This window comes from Chitinophaga agrisoli, from assembly GCF_008386695.1.
GTDB lineage: Bacteria > Bacteroidota > Bacteroidia > Chitinophagales > Chitinophagaceae > Chitinophaga > Chitinophaga agrisoli.
The window spans coordinates 1-942 of record NZ_VUOC01000017.1 but is presented as its reverse complement, the minus strand read 5'-3'; the positions used below and the strand labels follow the sequence as shown (position 1 = coordinate 942).

The following is a 942-nucleotide window of genomic DNA, read 5'->3' as shown; positions in this document are numbered from 1 at the left end:
CGTGAAGACGCGAAAAATGTTGAAACTGATTACTTTGTTGGCCTTTGCATTTGCCGCTTGCAACGGAGATGCCATTCAAAACTTGGAGCGATTTGGAAGTTTAAATAAATATTATTACTATAGCAATGCACAGAGAAATTCGATTACACTCACCGAAGACCACTTTCCCACTGGAAACGATACTGCTGCGCGCTTTAACAATAATTGGGATATTGTCGTAATAATACACGGTCACAGTGGCACTGCTACGACGACGATCAACCCTATTGTTAAAGACGCATTTTTAACAAGTGGCGATTATAACGTTATCGTTGTGGATTGGTCATCATTCAGTTTATCAACATATTCAACGGCAGTGATGGCTGTGACAGGTGTGGGATCAAGTATCGCTACTTTTTTGAAAAATCTCAAATTACCACTTAATAAGGTGCACATTGTTGGTTTCAATCTTGGAGCTCATGTTGCTGGAGTGACTGGAAGAAATTTGGAAGGCAAAGTAGCAAGAATTACGGGTCTAGACCCTTCGGCTCGTGATTGGGAAAACAACGTACTACGACTGGGAACAAACGATGCTCAATACGTTGAAGTTATTCACACCGACGGATCTGGTGTCAACAAAAACGGCTTGGGCGTTGCTATTGGACACATTGACTTCTTTGTCAACGGCCGTCTTGTCCAACCGGGCTGCACGAATAACTTATGTAGCCACAATCGCGCTTATGAAGTTTTTGCTGCAACAATCACGCATGGCAAACATTACGGAAATCAGTGCAGCACAGAAGCGGAGATAACCGCAAATAATTGCCGAGGATTTATAGTTGAAATGGGTACTGCCAAAGTTGTAAAGCATGGGTCTGGAATGTTCCGAGTAAATACCGGCATGAGGTACCCATTCCATTTGTGATGCCTACAAAACTTAAAACGAAGTTTTCTGTGATGACC

Annotated in this window: 1 protein-coding gene; it reads left to right on the top strand. The window is 42.6% G+C overall.

Annotated elements, in window-relative coordinates; translation table 11 throughout:
* Positions 1-904 (top strand): alpha/beta hydrolase family protein (locus F0L74_RS34480; RefSeq protein WP_213087165.1); only part of this gene is annotated, 904 nt, incomplete at its 5' end.
* Between the last annotated feature and the right edge of the window lie 38 nt (positions 905-942).